Origin of the sequence: Enterococcus sp. DIV1090 (assembly GCF_050537975.1) — a bacterium.
Lineage (GTDB): Bacteria > Bacillota > Bacilli > Lactobacillales > Enterococcaceae > Enterococcus > Enterococcus faecalis.
Genome location: NZ_CP172917.1, coordinates 1,418,335 through 1,437,572 on the forward strand (window position 1 = coordinate 1,418,335; position 19,238 = coordinate 1,437,572).

Here is a 19,238-nt window from a genome sequence, read left to right on the forward strand (position 1 = left end):
TATAAAAAGTCTAACTTTTTGGGGTCACTACAAAAGGTGTCTTTTTTTATTCTTAATTCCTCATTTGCCCATTTTCCCTTAATTCCAAAGCACAGAGATTAAATAATACAACAACATGATCCCTACAAATACACCGAGCATTAGTAAAACATACCACCAATTTTTGGCGCTATAGGTTTCATTTTTATCTTTTTCGGTTCGTTTCCCGGCAGCCCATTTCCATAAATCGTAATTATTCATCTCTCTCACCACCTTTAATGGGTTTATTAATTTAAGTCTAACACGGAATGACAGAACTTGAAAACAAAAGGATCACCCACTTATGCAATGGATGATCCTTTTTGGTTACTATTCTTCTGGTAACCCATTATTTTTAATCACTGATTGGTACCAATAAAAACTATCTTTTTTAATGCGTCGTAAATCTTTTAACTCATGGTCTTCACGATTGACGTAAATAAAACCGTAGCGTTTTTTGAATCCTTGATGAGAACTTAAAATATCCATGACCGACCAAGGGCAATAGCCAAACAACTCAACGCCGTCAGAAATAGCCGCATGACAAGCAGCAATATGATCATGCAAATACGCAATTCGATAATCATCATGAATTTTTCCGTCCTCTGTTAGGTGATCTGGTGTGCCTAAGCCGTTTTCTGTAATGATTAACGGCAAACGGTATTGACGATAATAATCATTTAAAACTAAACGTAGACCAGTTGGATCAATTTGGGCACCATACTTAGAGGTTTTTAAATGTTGATTTTTTTCGATTTTAAAATAACCGTATAGATCAAAATCAATGTCCTTTTCTTTCGTACCCAATGGGTGTTGCTCATCTGTCGGTAAATAGCTAGCGACTAACGTCCGATAATAATTAAGAGCGATAAAATCTGGTTTAGCGGCTTTCAAAATTGCTTGATCTTCTGGCTGTGTTTCGGGATAAATGCCACATTTGGTCAAATACTCTTGATAGTAACCTGGGTATTCGCCAAAACAATACATTTCTAGAGCGTAATTCGTTTTAAAGTTATCATTCATACGAGCCGCCCAAACATCTTCAGGCTTATTAGAACTAGGATAAGTCATCGTTGAGGAAACAGAGGGACCGACTTTTCCCCCAGCGACCAATTGGTGACAATCATTCGTCGCTAACGCATGGGCAACAAACATATGGTAATCCATTTGTGCACGAATTTTTTCAGCATTTTCTGGTGCAACGTCGTACATATTCATTCGTTCATCGACACGAATCATTAAGTTTTGTTCGTTTGTAACTTGCCAATTTTTGACTCGATCACCAAACGCTTGATAACAGACTTGCGCATAGCGTTGAAATGCGGAAACGCAGCGACGATCCGCCCAACCATTGTATTTTTCCACCAACGCAAAAGGTAAATCAAAATGATAAAGTGTGACAAACGGCAAAATATCGTTTTCTAAAAGTGTATCAATGACGGCATTATAAAAATCGATGCCGGCTTGATTGCTTTCGCCATCACCTGTTGGAATGATTCGTGCCCATGAAAGAGAAAAACGATAGGTTTTTAAGCCTAATTCTTTCATTAACGCAATGTCCTCTTTGAAACGATGGTAAAAATCGCTGGCGACTTTCGTATCTGCTTGTACAGCTGACTTTTTAAAAGAATTGTAATCAGCAACTGTTAGGCCTTTGCCGTCCTCATTCCAAGCGCCCTCAATTTGAAAAGCGGAGGAAGAAGCTCCCCATAAAAAATCGTTCTTAAATTGTTTAACCATTAGTTTTGCTCCTTTACTTGCATGAAAAATAGATTTGTTTGTGGTGTAATCTCTGTTTGTTTGGTTGTCTCAATTATAGCCATTTCCGCAGTATTTGTTACGATGACTAAGACGGTTGGATCATAACCAGCAGCTTGGATGATTTGTTTATCAAAAGAGAGCAGTTTTTGTCCTACTCTGACCCTTTCTCCTGCTTTTACGAACGTTTCAAATCCCCGCCCTTTTAATTCGACTGTATTGATTCCAATGTGAAGGAGGATTTCAGCACCATTGTCTAACTTTAAGCCAATTGCATGATGAGTTGGATATAAAGCCGTCACTTGCCCATTTCCTGGTGAAACAATTTGTTCCTCTGTCGGATAAATAGCTAGTGTTTTTCCCATTTGTTGAGAAGCAAAGACTTCATCGTTGATTTGGTCTAAAGATACGAGTTGTCCTTGAACAGGTGCTTGAATCCGTTGTTTTTCTTTGACGGTCGTTGCCTCGGTCTTTAAGCTGGGTTCTTGACGTGACTCGTCAAGCGGTAAATCATTAAAGCCTAGAAAAATCGTTAATAGAAATGCACCAAAAAAAGCAATGCCACAACCTAATAAATAACAAATAAAGGCTTTGGTTCCTGCTTCTGCGTAAACTGGGATGGTCAAGAGTCCTTGGTTAGCGAAGGCTGTCCCGTAGGAACCGCCCCAGCCCATTAAGGCCCCACCTGCTGCTCCGCTAGCCACCGCATAAATCATCGGTTTTTTTAACCGCAAGTTTGCCCCATAAATGGCTGGTTCTGTGATACCAAATAATGCAGTCACTGTTGCAGAGGCAGCAACAGCTTTCAAGTCTTTATTTTTTGTGCGGACAAACACGCCAAATGCGGCGCCCGCTTGAGAAAAGTTCGCTGCACCAGCAAACGCTAGCAAATTTTGCCGTCCTGTTCGAGCGACATCATTAATCCCAATTGGCACAAGCCCACGGTGAGCCCCAAAAATGACTAAGACACACCAAATTCCGCCGATAAAACCGCCTAACAAGATGGGACTCAAATTCATTATATAATAATACAACCAATTCACGCCGTCACCTAAATAAATCCCTATTGGTCCAAATAATAATAAAGTGGCTGGAATCATTAAAAGTAATGACAGCGTAGGAACCATAATGATTTTTAGAACTTCTGGAATCACTTTTTCCAAAAAGCGTTGCACATAAGCTAACATAAAAATTGCAAGAATAATTGGAATTACCGTGGAAACATAATTGGCTTTGGTCACATGTAATCCAAACAAGGTAACCGCTGATTTTTCAGTCATTAATGAAACGATGGTCGGATAACATAAGGTAGCACCAATTACCATGGCGATATATTCGTTTGTTTTGAAAACCTTAGCAGCTGAATAACCTAAAATAACTGGCATAAAATAAAAAAGTGCATCGGAAGCGGCGCTTAAAATAATATACGTATTCAAAGGTTTTAAATCGACCTCGTAAAAATTGTTTGCGACCATCACAGCAATAGCTAAAATTCCTTTTAACATGCCAGAAGCGGCAATTGCTGGTACGACAGGCGTGAAAATCGCGGCAACAGTATTTAAAATTCGATTGCCTAATGAATTTTTTTCTTTTGTGGATGTTTTGGTCGTAAGTTGCTGAGCCAACAAAGGTTCTAGAGCATTATAGACATGCGCGACTTTATTGCCTAAAACCACTTGATACTGCCCGCCGCTTTCAACAACAGAAATGACACCTTCTGTTTGTAGTAAGGCTTCTTTGTTCGCTTGTTTCGTGTCTCTCAATACGAAACGCAATCGTGTATAACAATGTGTGACATCCACGATATTGTCTTTGCCACCTACGTCTTTCAAAATTTCTTTTGCTATTGCTAGGTAGTCCATGGTGACCACTCCTTATCTATAAAATAACAGCTCAATAAAAAAGACCAAATCACACATGCACGTTTCAGCAAACACACTCAATATTTGCTCGTCGTGAATGTCCCTTTGATCTGATCTACGTAATAACTATGTTTCTCACGATAGAATAGCTGATTGAATTTATTTTTAATTTACCATTATTTAGAGGGATTATCAATGAATTAGGTAGACCACCTCAGTGTTTTGTTACTAAAAATCAGCAGTGAAAATAGTAGTTTACTACATTCACTGCTGATTTATTTGATTACAAGACTGGGGACAACAAGCGTGAAAAGTTTTGCTTGAAGCGTAGCCAGTACCCTTGTTTTTTAATTATCTCGTCGGTTAGTAAGACACTTTTTTCTATATCTTCTTCAAAGACTTGCGCTAACATCCACGCAATGTCGGGATTGTAAATAAACGTACTTACCTCGAAATTCAATGAATAACTGCGAATATCTTGGTTTGTTGTGCCAACCATAGCTAATTCATCATCAATTACCATTGTTTTTGCATGAATAAACCCACTATCATAAATATAAATTTTAATGCCGCGTTTGTGTAAGTAATTTGCGTAATATTGTGTTGCACGGTAAATAAAGGGATGGTCAGGCATACAAGGAATCATAATTCGCACGTCGACACCCGAACGAACCGCCACTAACAACGCATTAATCATACTATCATCAGGGATTAAATACGGTGTTTGAATCCAGACGCTCTTTTCTGCAGAAAAAATCATCCGAACAAACCCGCTTTTCAAAATTTCTTCTTCTGAATCAGGACCATCTGAAACAACTTGTAAGGACAAATGCTCCACTTCATGATCTTCTGGTAATTTAAAATATTTTTCATGATACGTCATACGTTCTTCAGGATATTTGACTGAAGCATTCCAATCCATGATAAATATCTCTTGCAATGAAAATACGGCCGTCCCGACCAAACGAATATGGGTATCTCGCCAGTAACCAAATTTTTCGGTGACATTCAAATATTGATCCCCAACATTGAACCCGCCGGTCCAGCCAATTTTCCCATCGATGACAACAATTTTCCGATGCAAGTGATAATTTAGACGTGTTTTACGGATCATATCACGAGAAGTAATAAAGGGAGCTACTTTTCCTCCAGCGTCAACGTAACGAGCAAAAAACTTTTTATTTGCGCCGGGTGAACCCCAAGGATCGTAAATTAAGTAAACTTCCACGCCTTCATGCAACTTTTCGATTAATACATCTAAAAATTGATTGCCAATTGTGTCATTAAAAAACGCATAATACTCCACATGAACGGTTTCTTTCGCTGCACGAATATCTTCAAATAATGCTTGGAATTTTTCTTGGCCATCTGTGAATAATTGCAAACTATTTCTTTTGGCCAACGGTGATGCGTCCATATTCCGGAAATAACGATTTAAAACTTTCGCATCATAAAGTAAATCATAACGTTTATCGCGCCCTGCTTTTTTGTTATCAACGTCCACTTTTTCTTTAATTCGTTGAACCATTTGTTTTTCATCATCAGACAATTTAAAAACTTCTTGTCCATCGATACCTCGCCCACAGAATAAGTAAATAATAAAGCCGATACCAGGCAAGAAAATCAACGTCATCATCCATGCTAAAACGCTGGAAATACTACGAGGTTTTCTAAAAACAGTAATTAAGGCAGCAATAACGTTAATTACTAATAAAAATAACAAAATCCAAACAAAAATTTTCATCGCTTACCTCCTTCTTACTTCATACTAAGATTATATCAAATAACAGTTAAATTAGGCGAATAATATGAGCGAGTATTCAAAAAAGAATTCATTTCTATAAGTGTTTCGCCTTTGATTCTCAGTTTTTCTGTACTATAATGAGGGCTGGATGTAAAGATTTTGAAAAGAGGTACTTATTTTATGGTCGTTGATTTGAAAATGTTAGCTATGATTTTTATCATTAATTTTGCGTATATTACCTTAAATACTATTCGTTTTATGTTAACGATGAAAGGTTATCGGGTTATTGCACCGCTGGTTAGTATGGCTGAAATAACAATTTATGTCTTAGGGCTGAGTATGGTTCTGAATCGGTTAGACAATCCTTTAAATTTACTTGTTTATGCGCTTGGTTACGCTGTTGGCATTAGTGTAGGAATTAAAATCGAAGACTATTTGGCCTTGGGTTATATTATGGTATCGGTTATCCTCCCTTCTACTACTGAACAATTTCATTTACCAGAAACACTTCGTGAACACGGCTATGGTGTTACGCAAAGTGTCGCCTACGGACGCGAAGGAGAACGAATGGTTTTAGAAATCCTTTCCCCAAGAAAAAACGAACGTACATTGTACAAATTAATCAATCAATTAGAGCCGAGAGCATTTATCATTTCCTATGAGCCTAAGTTCATTTCCGGTGGTTTTTGGACGAAAAAAGTTCGCAAAAGAAATGACGCCATTTCTCACTAAGAAGCGGCGCCATTTCTTGTTATTGATTTTTAGTTTACATAATAAAATTATCGTAACTTTAATTTATTCTAAGATAACTTAGAGAGTTCGTACCTAGTTGCTCAATCAATTGTTGCATAAAAACTAAGCGTTCGATGGCCGATCGGTTAGCAATTTTTTCATAATAAAATGCTAGAATATCCGACTGTGCTTCTAAAGGCTCGGCTTGTTCCGTTGCTACTGGTAAAAGGAGTTTTAAGTGGTCCTGGTCAATCGTAATCACTTGGGTCAAGTGCAAACTTTCTTGAAAAATATTAGGCACAGTACTGACTTTGCGGCCTCGCAGAGCTTGTTTAATGACTCTTCTCGCTTGCGAAAGATAGTATTCAGGATTTACGTCCCCTAGCAAGTCATATAAAGCGCTGAAGGCTTCTGGCAAGGATTGCTCTTTGCCCAAGTAATCAAAATAACGAGGCATTGTTGGAACCTCTGTCTTTTCTTTTTCAAGCGTAATTATAGATAGTTGTGCCGAGGCCAATCTTTGTTTTTGATAAAATGTGAGGCCACCGCTCACGCCAAAAAAATAGTCTTCCTCTTCTGGAAACACTTGTGGCCAAAAAGATTCAGCTAGCCAAAATAATTGCTCTGTTACAGTTCCTTTAAACTTAGGAAGTTCGTCTTCAGCCAAGGGCAAACTCGCAACTTCAGCTGCCGTATAAATAGGAAAATTCAAACGATATTGACGATTTTCCCGAATGATTAACTGACAATCAATCATTTCTGATAAAAATTGTTCTAACTTGGCTTCTGTTGCAAAAGCCGCTTTTAATTGTCTTAAAATGATTCTTTCTTCCCGATGTTCATACATAAAAGTAACAAGAGGGAAAAAAAGTGATTGGTTGAGCAAATGATTGTATTGTTTCGTTTGTTGCGGAGAATGATAGTAAATTGCTAAATCATTCATGTTAACGCCCCTTTACTATTGAAGCGCCTAAGCAACAAGGAATTTATCGCGTTGCTTAGGCGCTTACGGTTTTAGTTAAAGACTTCTGTTAATTGTGGTACTACTTGTTTTTTACGAGAAACAACGCCGGGTAAGAACGCACGATTGTTAACTAATGTTACATTGAACGCTGCTTCAATTTTGGCTTGTTCCGCACCAATCGCTAATAATTCAGAATCACTGTCTAGGATATTCGTAATAATTAAGACAAACAAGTCATAATTATTGGCTGCATTTTCTGCGGCCATAGCTGCTTCTAATTCAGCTTGACGATCTAAAACTTCTGCTAAATCGACGGTATTTACTTGGGCAACGCGAACTGTTTTGCCGTTCATTGGGAAGCTCTTAGCATCTAAATCTAAAAGGACTTCAGCTGATTTATCGCTTAAATTTGTTCCTGCTTTTAATAAGTCAAGACCATAGCCTTCTAAATTGATTTCAGCAATATCAGCTAGGGCGTGCGCTGCATCGATGTCTTCTTGTGTGCAAGTTGGTGATTTAAATAATAATGTATCAGAAATAATCGCTGAGACCATCATACCAGCAATTTGAGCTGGAATTGTCACGTTATTTTCTTTAAACATTTTATAGATGATTGTACTGGTACACCCTACTGGTTCTGCACGATAATACAATGGATCTGCTGTTTCGAAGTTGGCAATCCGGTGATGATCCACTACTGCTAAAATGTTTACTTCAGCGATATCTGAAATGCTTTGTTGGAATTCGTTATGATCCACTAACATGACTTGGTTTGTTTCGCTAGCTGCTTCAGTGACAACACGTGGTGCTTCAATATTAAAATAATCTAAGGCATATTGAGTTTCTTCACTTGGTGTTCCTAAAGCGACAGCTTCTGTCTCTTTTCCTAATTCTTTTTGTAAGTAAGCAAAACTAATTGCTGCTCCGATAGCATCTGTATCAGGATTTTGGTGTCCAAAAACTAAAATTTTTGACATAATACACACTCCTTGGTTTTGATTCACTCTTAATGATAACAAAAAATAGAAAAGAAACAACAAAAAAATTGTCTTCTTTTCTATTTTTTCGTTTGTTAACGTGCTAGATAACCTTGATAGTCCTCGACATGTAGTAGTTTTTTCGCATTTTCAACACGATCATTTTTAGGAGGCTCAATTCCTTCTAATGGATAAGGAATACCTAGTTCTTCCCATTTGTACTTGCCCATCGTATGGTAAGGAAGCACTTCAACTTTATCTACATTGTTTAATGTTTTTATGAAGGCATCCAGACGGATTAAATATTCGTCGTAATCACTACGTTGAGGCACCAATACGTGGCGAATCCAAACAGGTTTGTCAATTTCAGATAAATAGGTAGCCATCTCTAAAATATTATCATTTGATTGCGTTGTTAACAGTTTATGTTGCTCGTTATCAATATGTTTGATGTCAAATAAGAGTAAATCTGTATACTTCATCAATTCATCAAATTGACTAATGAAGGGTTCTTCCCGAGTAAAAGGCTTGCCACACGTATCTAAGGTTGTATGAATGCCTTGTGCTTTGGCTTTTTTAAATAAATCGATCAAAAAGTCCATTTGCAATAGCGGCTCACCACCACTGACAGTGATACCACCCTTTTCGCCCCAATAAGAGCGAAAACGTAATGCTTCCTCTAATACTTCGTCAGTCGTCACCACACGACCACCGGAACCAATTTTCCAAGTATCTGGATTATGACAGAATTGACATCTCATGCGACACCCTTGTGTAAATACGATAAAACGGACACCTGGGCCATCAACGGTACCAAAATTTTCTGTTGAATGAATTCTACCTGTAACTGGTGTTGTCATAATGATCCCTCTTCTTTCAAACGAAAAGGATGACACGTTGAATGTCACCCTTTCAGTTAAATAATGTAAATGTTTTTTATAGTCTGTCGTGTGAAGTTCTTGAGATAACGTCTGCTTGTTGTTCAGGAGTTAAGTCACGGAATTTCACGGCATATCCAGATACACGGATAGTTAAGTTTGGATATTTTTCTGGATGTGCTTGTGCATCTAATAATAATTCGTTTGTAAATACGTTTACGTTTAAGTGGTAACCACCTTTATCGAAGTAGCCATCTAATACGTTACGTAAGTTGTTAATTCTTGTATCGTCGTCTTTACCTAAACCATTAGGGTTGATGGTTTGTGTATTAGAAATACCATCTAAAGCGATTGTATATTCTAAACGAGCTGTTGAGTTTAATGAAGCTAACAAGCCATTTTTCTCACCTAAGAATTTACCGTCTTGATAACTTGGGTTCGCACCTGGTGCAAGAGGTTTGCCGGCACGACGTCCGTCAGGCGTGTTCCCTGTTGCTTTACCATAAACAACGTTTGAAGTGATTGTTAATAATGAAGTCGTTGGTTTAGAGTTACGGTATGTGTGTTGACGTTTAATTTGTGTCATAAAGTAATCTAAAATCCAGTTAGCCATTGCATCGGCTTCTTCGTTATCGTTTCCGTATGTTGGGAATTCTTTTGTTGGTACATAATCAATTGCCATACCATCTTCGTCACGGATTACTTCTACTTCACCGTGTTTAATTGCCATGATACTATCAGTCGCATGAGAGATTCCGGCAATACCAGTTGCGAATGTCCGTTGTAAATCAGTATCCATTAAAGCTAATTGTGGTGCTTCATATGCATATTTATCATGCATGTAATGAATAATATTTAATGTGTTAACGTACAATTCAGCTAACCAGTCTAAGATGTCTTTATAGCGTTCCATGAATTCGTGGTAATCTAATTTGTCACCAGTCATTGGACGATATTTTGGTGCTACTTGCATTTTAGTTTTTTCGTCGACCCCGCCGTTAATTGCATAAAGAACAGCTTTCGCTAAGTTCGCACGAGCGCCGAAGAATTGCATATCTTTACCCATAACTGTTGCAGAAACACAACATGCGATTGCACAGTCGTCAGAGCCCCAGTTTTCACGTAATAAGTCATCGTTTTCAAATTGGATAGATGAGCTTTCTTTCGCGATTTTAGCTGCATATGTTCTGAAACCTTCTGGTAAGTGAGAAGAATACAATACAGTTAAGTTAGGTTCTGGAGATGGTCCCATGTTTGTTAAGGTGTGTAAGATACGGAAGTCATTTTTGGTAACTAATGAACGACCGTCAATACCCATACCAGCAATAGATAATGTTGCCCAAATTGGATAACCAGAGAATAATTGGTTGTATTCTGGTGTACGTGCAAATTTAACCATACGTAATTTCATGATTAAATGGTCAATCATTTCTTGTGCTTCAAATTCAGTGATTAAACCTGCTTCTAAGTCACGTTGGATATAGATATCTAAGAATGCTGAGATACGACCAATTGACATTGCCGCACCATTTTGAGATTTAATGGCACCTAGGTAACCAAAGTATAACCATTGGATTGCTTCTTGCGCATTTGCAGCAGGACGAGAAATATCGAAACCATAAGAAGCAGCCATTTGTTTTAAGTCATTTAACGCACGGTATTGTTCAGAAATTTCTTCACGTAAGCGAATAACATCGTCTGTCATTTCTTTGTTACCAGTGTTATCATGATCTTTTTTCTTTTGTTCCATTAAGTAGTCGATACCATATAATGCGATACGACGATAGTCACCGATAATACGGCCACGGCCATAAGCATCTGGAAGACCAGTAATGATTTTGTTTTTACGTGCTAAACGCATTTCAGCTGTGTAGGCATCAAAAACACCTTGGTTATGTGTTTTTCTGTATTCTGTGAAGATTTTTGTCATTTCTTCGTCAGTTTCATAACCATTTGAAACTAAGGCATTGTTCGCCATTTTAATACCACCGAATGGCATAAATGCTTGTTTTAATGGTACATCTGTTTGTAAACCGACAATTTTTTCTTCTTCTTTGATTAAGTAACCAGGTTCATGTGACGTAATAGTTGCTGGGATATCGCTATCCATGTCATAAACGCCATTTTTTTCATGTTGGATTTCAAATAATTCTTGTAGTTTTGTCCATAATTTGTCAGTGCTCGGAGCGATTGGTTCTAAGAAACTGTCGTCGCCTTTGTACTCTGTGTAGTTGTTTTGAATAAAATCACGAGTGTCAACGCTTGTTCTCCATTTGTCGCCTTTAAAGCCTTCCCATTGTTTCATGAAGTGTTTGCCTCCTTAGTTAACTGCTACTTGATTGTATGTAACAGCTTTATGTGATTAGTATAACACATAACCTTTTAGATGCAAGCGTTTTTTTATTATTTATTGCACTTTCTTAATAAATAAATGGGGAACGAAGATTCTAAACGCTGATATATAAACATTTATACTTGTGAAAATAAGAACGATTTATAGTTGTTATCACTTGTGAAAAATGTACTTCTGTATTAAAAACAGCAGCCATCTGTATTAATACAGATGGCTGCTGTGGAGATATTTATAACACAGTTTAGTTTGTTTGTTCTTCTTCAATCACTGCAGAATGCATCTCGTGGACTTCCATTACTTGGCCATCTTTTTGTTCATCGATGACAAAGGAACCGTTGGATGTTCGTTCACTGATTGGATAGTTTTTCGACTGAATAACTTCTTGTGTGCCTTTTTGCGTAGTAACTAATAAATCTAAATCGGTACTTTCAGACATAAAGACAACACGATGTGGATTTTTCTTCAATTCCCGCAAGACCATTAGTCCACGTTTTGCTCGTCCTAATTGTGTTAATTCTTGGGCTAACATGCGTTTAACACCGCCACGTTGGGTAACGATGACAATCGGTGTATCCCCTTCAGAATGAACCAGTAAACCATTAACGACATAATCGTCTTCTTTGAGGTTCATTGATTTAACTCCAGCCGCTTTACTACCCACGACTGGTACTTCATATAATGGATAACGTAAGCCAAAACCGCGATTGCTAACGAGGAAAACATCCAATAAGTCTTGATCATTTGTTAAATAAACATTGGTAATTTCATCTTGGTCTGATTTTAATTTCATACAAGATGTCGGGCGGCTCTTATAAGTGCGCCAAGGCTCAAAATCAGCCATTTTGGTCTGTTTAATCATGCCAGCTTTTGTAATGAAAACAAAGGTTTTTGTCGGACTTAACTCTTTATAAGGATATACAGCAATAATCGATTCATCGATAGCAAGATTTAAAATGGTTTGAGAAATATGTTCGCCAATTTCTTTCCAGCGTAAATCTGGCAACTCATGGACGGGGCGATAGATCATATTCCCTTTATTTGTTACTAGTAAAAGATGATCTAATGTATTGACTTCGCCAGCATATAGTAAAAAGTCGCCTTCTTTCATGCCGATTTCTTCTGGTTTTGATGCTGTATAAGAACGAATACTACTCCGCTTGATATAGCCTTCGTGCGTCACGGTTACGACCACGTCTTCCTGCGCAACTAACACGGCTGTTTCAATCTTGATTTCTTGGATTTCCTCTTCAATTTGAGTTAAGCGCGGATTGCCATATTGCTTTTTAACTTCGCGAAGTTCTTTTTTCATGACTGAGAATAGTTCTTTTTCATTGTTTAAAATGTTCAATAACTCAGCAATTTGTTGTTCTAAAGTTTTCGCTTCTTCTTGTAAATCAGTAATATCCGTATTGGTTAAACGGTATAGCTGTAAAGTAACGATTGCTTCAGCTTGTTCTTCAGTAAACGCATAGTCGGATACTAAGTTCTTCTTCGCATCTTTTTTATCTTTACTTCCACGGATTGTTGCAATCACTTTATCTAAGATAGACAATGCTTTAATTAAACCAGCAACAATGTGCTCACGTTTGCGAGCTTTGTCCAACTCAAATTGACAACGGTTAATGATAACTGATTTGCGGTGCGTAATGTAACTTTCTAAAATCCGTTTTAGGCCCACTTGTTGCGGGGTCATGTTGTCGATGGCTACCATGTTAAAGTTGTAATTGATTTGCAATTCAGTGTTTTTAAATAGATAATTTAAAATACCTTCTGCATTGACATCTTTTTTTAGTTCAACAACAATTTGCAAGCCAGTTCTGTCACTTTCGTCACGAACTTCGGCAATGCCGTCTACTTTTTTATTTAAACGGATTTCATCCATCTTCTTCACTAGCGTTGCTTTGTTGACTTCATAAGGAATTTCAGAAATGACAATTTGTTGTTTGCCGCCTTTTAAGGGCTCAATCTTTGTCTTCGCACGTAAAATTACTTTACCACGGCCGGTTTCGTAGGCTTTTTTAATTTCTGCTTTTCCTTGTAGGATCCCACCTGTTGGGAAATCTGGTCCTGGAATGTATTCCATTAATTTCTCTAAACTTGCATTAGGATGATCAATTAAATACACAGTTCCATCAATGATTTCCGCTAAATTATGCGTAGGAATTTCTGTTGCATAGCCTGCTGAAATCCCCGTTGAGCCGTTTACCAATAAATTAGGATATTTGGCTGGTAAAACAGTGGGTTCTTTTTCTGTATCGTCAAAATTCCAGACGAAATCGACGGTATTTTTGTCGATATCTTTTAACAACTCACCACTTAACTGTGATAAACGAGCTTCTGTATAACGCATCGCCGCTGGTGGGTCGCCATCCATACTTCCGTTGTTTCCGTGCATTTCAATTAGTACTTCCCGTAATTTCCAGTCTTGACTTAGACGCACCATCGCTTCATAAATACTACTGTCGCCATGGGGATGATAATTCCCCATAATGTTTCCGACAGATTTTGCTGATTTACGAAAGCCTTTATCAAAGGTATTGCCGTCTTTATTCATTGAAAAGAGAATGCGGCGTTGTACTGGTTTTAGCCCATCTCGAATATCTGGTAGGGCCCGTTCTTGAATGATGTATTTGGAATATCTTCCAAAACGATCGCCCATTACTTCTTCAAGGGTTAATTCTTGAACTTCTTGGCGTTTTTCCAAAATTGTCACTCCCTACTCTATGTCAAACAAACTGATTTCAGTGTCATCGGTTTGTTCTGCTTCTTTTGTTTTTTCCGCATCTAAAAGACTTTCTCCTGTTGGTGCAGAAGTGTCTTCTTCTGAACGATCTAAAATACTGCCATCTTCTTCCAATGTAAATTGAACATGTTGTTCAATCCATTTTCGACGAGGTTCGACTTTGTCGCCCATTAATGTGGTCACACGGCGTTCTGCTTGAGCTGCATCATCAATCCGAACACGAATTAAGGTTCTAGTTTCAGGATCCATCGTTGTTTCCCAAAGTTGTTCTGCATTCATTTCCCCCAGACCTTTATAGCGTTGGAGCATATAGCCTTTACCAACTTTATCAATCACTTCTGCCAATTCACCATCGGTCCAAGCATACTCAATGACTGATTTTTTTCCAGTTCCTTTAGAGACTTTATAAAGTGGTGGTAAGGCAATGTAGACTTTGCCAGCTTCAATTAATGGTTTCATATAACGATAGAAGAACGTTAATAGCAACACTTGAATATGGGCACCATCGGTATCCGCATCGGTCATGATGATGATTTTATCATAATTACAATCTTCAATTGAAAATTCAGGACCAACGCCTGCGCCAATCGTATAGATCATAGTATTGATTTCTTCATTTTTCAAGATGTCTTGCATTTTCGCTTTTTCCGTATTAATGACTTTTCCTCGTAGCGGTAAAATGGCTTGAAACTTCCGATCGCGTCCTTGTTTTGCTGAACCACCGGCCGAGTCTCCTTCGACAAGATATAGTTCATTTTTCTTAGGATTTCTGGATTGAGCCGGGGTTAATTTTCCAGAAAGTAACGATTCACCTTTTTTCCGTTTTTTACCGTTCCGGCTTTCTTCACGGGCTTTACGAGCCGCTTCACGGGCTTCACGGGCTTTAATCGCTTTCCGAATTAATGATTGACTCATTTCACTGTTTTCTTGTAAATAGAAGCCCATTTGTTCGCCTACGACGTTGTCGACAACGGTTCTTGCTAAAGGTGTACCTAATTTCCCTTTGGTTTGGCCCTCGAACTGTAGTAAGTTTTCTGGTACTCGAATAGAAAGGACGGCTGCTAAGCCTTCACGGAAGTCGCTACCTTCTAAATTTTTATCTTTTTCTTTTAATAGTCCCACTTTCCGTGCATATTCATTGTACGCCTTTGTCATTGACGTTTTCATACCGACTTCGTGGGTACCGCCATCTTTTGTGCGGACATTGTTAACGAAAGATAAAACATTTTCAGAATAGCCATCGTTGTATTGGTAAGCTAATTCAACTTCAATACCTTCTTTGGCTCCTGAAAAATAAACAACGGGTGTTAATGTATCTTTTTCTTCATTTAGATAGGCAACAAATTCTTTAATGCCTTCTTCATAGTGGAAGACTTCTTCTTTGGGTTCTTCCCCACGTTCATCTGTTAAAGTAATTTTGACGCCTTTTAATAAGAAAGCTGATTCTCTCAAACGTTCTGCTAAAATTTCGTAAGAAAAATTTGTCGTAGAGAAAATGGTGTCGTCAGGTAAAAAAGTAACGGAGGTGCCGTTGCGTTTTTTTGTTTTGCCGATTTTTTTTAAGGTACCAACTGGTTTACCGCCGTCCTCAAATCGTTCCATGTATTCTACGCCATCACGAACAATATGAACTTCTAACCACTTAGATAAGGCATTAACAACACTGGCACCTACCCCATGGAGTCCGCCTGAAGTTTTATAGCCACCTTGGCCAAACTTACCACCCGCATGTAAGACAGTAAAAATTACTTCTACTGTTGGGATACCAGAAGCATGCATCCCTGTTGGCATTCCGCGGCCAGAGTCTGCAACACAAATACTATTATCTTTTTGGATAGTTACGTTGATTTCATTCCCGTAGCCAGATAACGCTTCATCGACTGCGTTATCGACAATTTCATAGACTAAGTGATGGAGTCCACGGCTATCGGTTGAACCGATATACATACCAGGTCTTTTCCTCACTGCTTCCAATCCTTCTAGGACTTGGATAGAGGCATCATTGTACTCATTGTTAATTTTTTTAGCCAAAGAAAAAACTCCTTATACTTAGATTCTCGTTTAGTTAATAAGCGTACATTAACTATTTCTTAAAGAATTAGAAGAAGAGTGAGCGGGTTTCTTGCGTTTTCCGTTCGCTCCTTCTAAAACCATCATTACAATAATACTCTATCTGGGTCAAAAAAAAAAGAGCTTTCCGTTCAGGACGCTCTTTCTTTATAAAATTACACGTGTTTATTCAGCATCTGCCATTTTTGCCAATTCAATTTTAATACAACGGTCCATAATAACTTGACGACCTTCATTTAATAACAAGTTCGCTGCCTCTTCATTTTCCAAACCTAGTTGGGCCCAAAAGACAGGCGCTTCTGTTTTCAATGTTTCTGCGGCCACTTCTGGCAAAAATTCACTCCGCCGAAAGACGTCAACAATATCAATCTTTTCAGGAATCTCTGTTAATGCCCCATAAACCGTTTCGCCAAGCACCGTTTCGCCTTTTAAAACTGGATTGACAGGTAACACACGATAGCCATGTTGCTGTAAAATTTCTGCAATTTTGTAACTTGTGCGGTCGGGCTTGTTACTCAAACCAACCACCGCAATATTTTTTGCTTGTTTTAGAATATCAAAAATTTGATTTTGACTTGGATTCTCAAATGTCATTCACTCAACCCCTTTTTTCGTTCTTATTTATTATAACGCTGAGTAAAGGGTTTTGGCAAAATTATTCTCTGAATACCGACAAAATAATTATTGGCTTTGCCAATCTGCTGGATAAGTCACGTAGACAAAGCGGGCATCACCCGTCACTGAAAATTGAATTTTGCTACTTTTCGGGATTAAAATAATTTCGCCGGCTGTTGCAGAAATTTTACGTCCGTCAATCAGTATATCCAGTTGTCCTGAAATAATATAATCAATTTCATCGTATTCTAGTGTCCAATCGAAGGTGGTATCTTTCATCACCATTAAACCGCAACCAAGGCGCGGGCTTTCTTCTAAAGAAAACAGATCTTTTGTGTAAACAATGTCCGCTGGGTTGCCTGTATCTAAGCGATCGTCTTCTGTTACGTCAATTTCGGGTAATTTGATGGACATAATTCCACTGGGATCCACTTGTTTAGTCGGCATTAATTTTTCTGTGACAATTTGTCGAACAAGCGTTTCAATCATTTCACGATTTAATTCTGTCATATTTACACCTCATTATTTCACTTCTGTTTCGGGTTTCCCTAGCATTCGATTTGCCATAAAGATAGCCACAAAAATGGCGGTAATCCCTCCAACTAATTTGCCAACAATCATTGGAAAAATCATTTCTTTTGCTACGCCTGCAGTAAAACCAAGGTGGTCACCTAAAACGAAAGAAGCCGAAACAGCAAAAGCGATATTAATAATTTTTCCTCGATTATCCATGTCTTTTAACATTTGGAACATAGGAATATTGTTAGCTAATGTAGCAACCATTCCTGCAGCCGCTACTTCATTCATTCCTAAAACTTTTCCTAGTTTCATCAATGGTTTATTAAAGACTTTCGTAATCACTGCTACTAAACAGAAAGCGCCAGCTAAAGTTAAAGCAATCCCGCCAACGACTTCAATTCCTTCAGTAACTGGTGCGATACCAGGAATAACTGTAATTCCTAATAATAGTTGAATCGCCCCGACAACTAAACCAAAGATAGCGACAATCACTACGCCTTGGCCAAAAATTTGGAAGCCTTTAATCATGCCCTTTGGCGCTAACCATAAACCTAAAATAATTAAAGCGGCAACAATAATAATTGGAATTAAGTTAGGAATAATCAATGACAATGGCATGCCAGCTGTTAAACCACCTGCTAATAAACCAAAAGGAATTGTAATAATCCCGCTCAAAACACCTGTTGCTAAGAATTGTTGGTCGTCCTTTTGGATAATGCCAAGCGCTACTGGAATTGTAAAGACTAACGTTGGCCCCATCATTGCGCCTAAGATTGCCCCCGCAAATAAACCAGCTTGTGGATCATTGGCTAATTGTTGCGCTAACGCAAAGCCGCCCATATCATTGGCCAATAAGGTTGTGGCAAACATTGCTGGATCAGCCCCTAGTAATTCATAGACAGGAACGACAATCGGACTTAAAAGATTGGCTAAGACAGGCGCTAAAGTGATAATCCCTACCATAGAAAGCGCTAGAGAACCCATAGCCATAATCCCTTCCTCAAATTGCTCCCCTAAACCTAGTTTGTTGCCAATACATTTATCGATTCCTCCAATAATCATGAAAAGAACCATAATATACATAATAATTTCATTAATGCTCATGTCTCGTCCTCCCTATTCTTCCTCTGTAGAATCAATGACACCAACAATCATTGCATCAATTGGGACATTCGGATCTTCTGCCGAAATACGGGCAGCATTGCCTTGACTAATTAACACTTTGTCCCCGACACCAGCTCCAGCGTTGTCAGCAGCAATTAGAAATCCTTGCTTTTCGTCCTCTTGATTCAAAATATCAACCATCATAAATTTCCAGCCATTTAATTTTTCATCTTTTCTTGTTGACCAAAGGCTACCAGTCACTTTTCCTAAAAGCATCGTTTTTCCTCCTTACGTCAGCAATTGATGTTTCCTAGCATAATCTTTCGCTAACGGGGTTAAATAGGCGTTTTTACTTAAAGAAACACCTGATTCTGTCATTCTTATCAATTGTTTTTCAGTAATGTAGGTTCGTTTGGTCTCAGCTAAAGAACGAAGTTGTTTTTGACAGGCCGCCTGAAACACAGCGTAATTTTCTGAATCATGATAAAAAATCAGCCCAAACTGTTGGCACATGTCCACGTTTTCCTGAATCGTTTGTTTCAAACGATACTTCAATCGTGAATTTTTACTCACTGAAGGTATTGGGGTTAAAACCAATACCGGCTTACCTTCAAATAAGAATGCTAAGATGTTTTTGACTAATTCATCCGTTTCCTGTAAATGCGCAATCGCATTTACTTGGGAAATCGTTAGCCTCTTTACAACCAAGCCTCGTGCTAGCTTCTGCTCCTTGGTTACCCAATTTACATCAGGAAAACGAACAAACATTTCTTCAGGAAATGCTTCTTTTGCTTCTGCTAAAGCCACTGAATAAGACGACGACAGCAATTGTTGGCAAATTCGATCAGTAATCTGTTGAATCAAATTTTCCATTTCAGAAACGTTCATTGTCTTGCCTCCT

16 protein-coding genes are annotated in these 19,238 nt (G+C 38.2%); 1 reads left to right on the forward strand and 15 read right to left on the reverse strand.

The features are described from left to right. Nucleotides 1-78: 78 nt before the first annotated feature. The 4 genes from IGL48_RS06825 to cls form a co-directional block, all read right to left on the reverse strand. Nucleotides 79-240 (reverse strand): hypothetical protein, encoded by a 162-nt coding sequence (locus IGL48_RS06825; protein WP_002361843.1) that lies wholly within the window; start codon nt 238-240, stop codon nt 79-81. A gap of 108 nt (nt 241-348) precedes the next feature. Beyond that, nucleotides 349-1,758 carry a glycoside hydrolase family 1 protein gene (locus IGL48_RS06830; protein ID WP_010824669.1) on the reverse strand — a complete coding sequence of 470 codons (1,410 nt, stop codon included), beginning with the start codon at nt 1,756-1,758 and terminating at the stop codon, nt 349-351. Next, nucleotides 1,758-3,638: a beta-glucoside-specific PTS transporter subunit IIABC gene (locus IGL48_RS06835; protein WP_010824670.1), complete on the reverse strand. Its 1,881-nt coding sequence runs from the start codon at nt 3,636-3,638 to the stop codon at nt 1,758-1,760. Before IGL48_RS06835 ends, IGL48_RS06830 begins: the two co-directional genes overlap by 1 nt. A 283-nt stretch (nt 3,639-3,921) precedes the next feature. Beyond that, nucleotides 3,922-5,382, reverse strand: a complete 1,461-nt coding sequence (gene cls, locus IGL48_RS06840) for a cardiolipin synthase (protein ID WP_002371124.1) — start codon at nt 5,380-5,382, stop codon at nt 3,922-3,924. 180 nt (nt 5,383-5,562) lie between these two features. Between cls and IGL48_RS06845 the strand changes: the two genes are divergently transcribed. Continuing rightward, nucleotides 5,563-6,114: a DUF2179 domain-containing protein gene (locus IGL48_RS06845; protein ID WP_002361848.1), complete on the forward strand. Its 552-nt coding sequence runs from the start codon at nt 5,563-5,565 to the stop codon at nt 6,112-6,114. A gap of 58 nt (nt 6,115-6,172) precedes the next feature. Here the strand turns inward: IGL48_RS06845 and IGL48_RS06850 are convergent, their stop codons facing one another. The 11 genes from IGL48_RS06850 to IGL48_RS06900 all read right to left on the reverse strand — a co-directional run bounded on the left by IGL48_RS06850 (nt 6,173) and on the right by IGL48_RS06900 (nt 19,225). Beyond that, nucleotides 6,173-7,057 (reverse strand): DUF1803 domain-containing protein, encoded by an 885-nt coding sequence (locus IGL48_RS06850; protein ID WP_002379467.1) that lies wholly within the window; start codon nt 7,055-7,057, stop codon nt 6,173-6,175. A 71-nt stretch (nt 7,058-7,128) separates the two neighbouring features. Continuing rightward, complete coding sequence (locus IGL48_RS06855) at nt 7,129-8,055, reverse strand: manganese-dependent inorganic pyrophosphatase (protein ID WP_002360265.1); 927 nt, start codon at nt 8,053-8,055, stop codon at nt 7,129-7,131. Nucleotides 8,056-8,150: 95 nt separating this feature from the next. Continuing rightward, a complete protein-coding gene (gene pflA, locus IGL48_RS06860; protein WP_002357530.1) occupies nt 8,151-8,915 on the reverse strand; it encodes a pyruvate formate-lyase-activating protein in 765 nt (254 codons plus the stop codon). Between the two features lie 76 nt (nt 8,916-8,991). Next, complete coding sequence (gene pflB / locus IGL48_RS06865) at nt 8,992-11,238, reverse strand: formate C-acetyltransferase (RefSeq protein WP_002357529.1); 2,247 nt, start codon at nt 11,236-11,238, stop codon at nt 8,992-8,994. Nucleotides 11,239-11,527: 289 nt separating this feature from the next. Further along, nucleotides 11,528-13,990: a DNA topoisomerase IV subunit A gene (gene parC / locus IGL48_RS06870; protein WP_002357527.1), complete on the reverse strand. Its 2,463-nt coding sequence runs from the start codon at nt 13,988-13,990 to the stop codon at nt 11,528-11,530. 12 nt (nt 13,991-14,002) lie between these two features. After that, nucleotides 14,003-16,060 carry a DNA topoisomerase IV subunit B gene (gene parE, locus IGL48_RS06875; RefSeq protein WP_002381887.1) on the reverse strand — a complete coding sequence of 686 codons (2,058 nt, stop codon included), beginning with the start codon at nt 16,058-16,060 and terminating at the stop codon, nt 14,003-14,005. A 204-nt stretch (nt 16,061-16,264) separates the two neighbouring features. After that, a complete protein-coding gene (locus tag IGL48_RS06880) occupies nt 16,265-16,693 on the reverse strand; it encodes a CoA-binding protein (protein ID WP_002377361.1) in 429 nt (142 codons plus the stop codon). Nucleotides 16,694-16,780: 87 nt separating this feature from the next. Beyond that, a complete protein-coding gene (locus tag IGL48_RS06885) occupies nt 16,781-17,224 on the reverse strand; it encodes an ethanolamine utilization protein EutQ (RefSeq protein WP_002357522.1) in 444 nt (147 codons plus the stop codon). A 12-nt stretch (nt 17,225-17,236) separates the two neighbouring features. Further along, a complete protein-coding gene (gene eutH / locus IGL48_RS06890; protein WP_002357520.1) occupies nt 17,237-18,337 on the reverse strand; it encodes an ethanolamine utilization protein EutH in 1,101 nt (366 codons plus the stop codon). A gap of 12 nt (nt 18,338-18,349) precedes the next feature. Then, nucleotides 18,350-18,613, reverse strand: coding sequence for a EutN/CcmL family microcompartment protein (locus IGL48_RS06895; RefSeq protein ID WP_002357519.1), 264 nt, complete (start codon nt 18,611-18,613; stop codon nt 18,350-18,352). Nucleotides 18,614-18,625: 12 nt separating this feature from the next. Then, entirely contained in the window at nt 18,626-19,225 is a 600-nt protein-coding gene (locus IGL48_RS06900; protein ID WP_002369364.1) for a TIGR02536 family ethanolamine utilization protein, read from the reverse strand. Nucleotides 19,226-19,238 lie beyond the last annotated feature (13 nt).

Coding starts and splice junctions, on each gene's coding strand:
- IGL48_RS06855 (WP_002360265.1), bottom strand. CDS start 8,055: ATGTCAAAAATTTTAGTTTTTGGACACCAAAATCCTGATACAGATGCT.
- pflB (WP_002357529.1), bottom strand. CDS start 11,238: ATGAAACAATGGGAAGGCTTTAAAGGCGACAAATGGAGAACAAGCGTT.
- IGL48_RS06885 (WP_002357522.1), bottom strand. CDS start 17,224: ATGACAGAATTAAATCGTGAAATGATTGAAACGCTTGTTCGACAAATT.
- IGL48_RS06845 (WP_002361848.1), top strand. CDS start 5,563: ATGGTCGTTGATTTGAAAATGTTAGCTATGATTTTTATCATTAATTTT.
- IGL48_RS06830 (WP_010824669.1), bottom strand. CDS start 1,758: ATGGTTAAACAATTTAAGAACGATTTTTTATGGGGAGCTTCTTCCTCC.
- eutH (WP_002357520.1), bottom strand. CDS start 18,337: ATGAGCATTAATGAAATTATTATGTATATTATGGTTCTTTTCATGATT.
- cls (WP_002371124.1), bottom strand. CDS start 5,382: ATGAAAATTTTTGTTTGGATTTTGTTATTTTTATTAGTAATTAACGTT.
- IGL48_RS06850 (WP_002379467.1), bottom strand. CDS start 7,057: ATGAATGATTTAGCAATTTACTATCATTCTCCGCAACAAACGAAACAA.
- IGL48_RS06900 (WP_002369364.1), bottom strand. CDS start 19,225: ATGAACGTTTCTGAAATGGAAAATTTGATTCAACAGATTACTGATCGA.
- IGL48_RS06835 (WP_010824670.1), bottom strand. CDS start 3,638: ATGGACTACCTAGCAATAGCAAAAGAAATTTTGAAAGACGTAGGTGGC.
- IGL48_RS06895 (WP_002357519.1), bottom strand. CDS start 18,613: ATGCTTTTAGGAAAAGTGACTGGTAGCCTTTGGTCAACAAGAAAAGAT.
- IGL48_RS06880 (WP_002377361.1), bottom strand. CDS start 16,693: ATGACATTTGAGAATCCAAGTCAAAATCAAATTTTTGATATTCTAAAA.
- pflA (WP_002357530.1), bottom strand. CDS start 8,915: ATGACAACACCAGTTACAGGTAGAATTCATTCAACAGAAAATTTTGGT.
- IGL48_RS06825 (WP_002361843.1), bottom strand. CDS start 240: ATGAATAATTACGATTTATGGAAATGGGCTGCCGGGAAACGAACCGAA.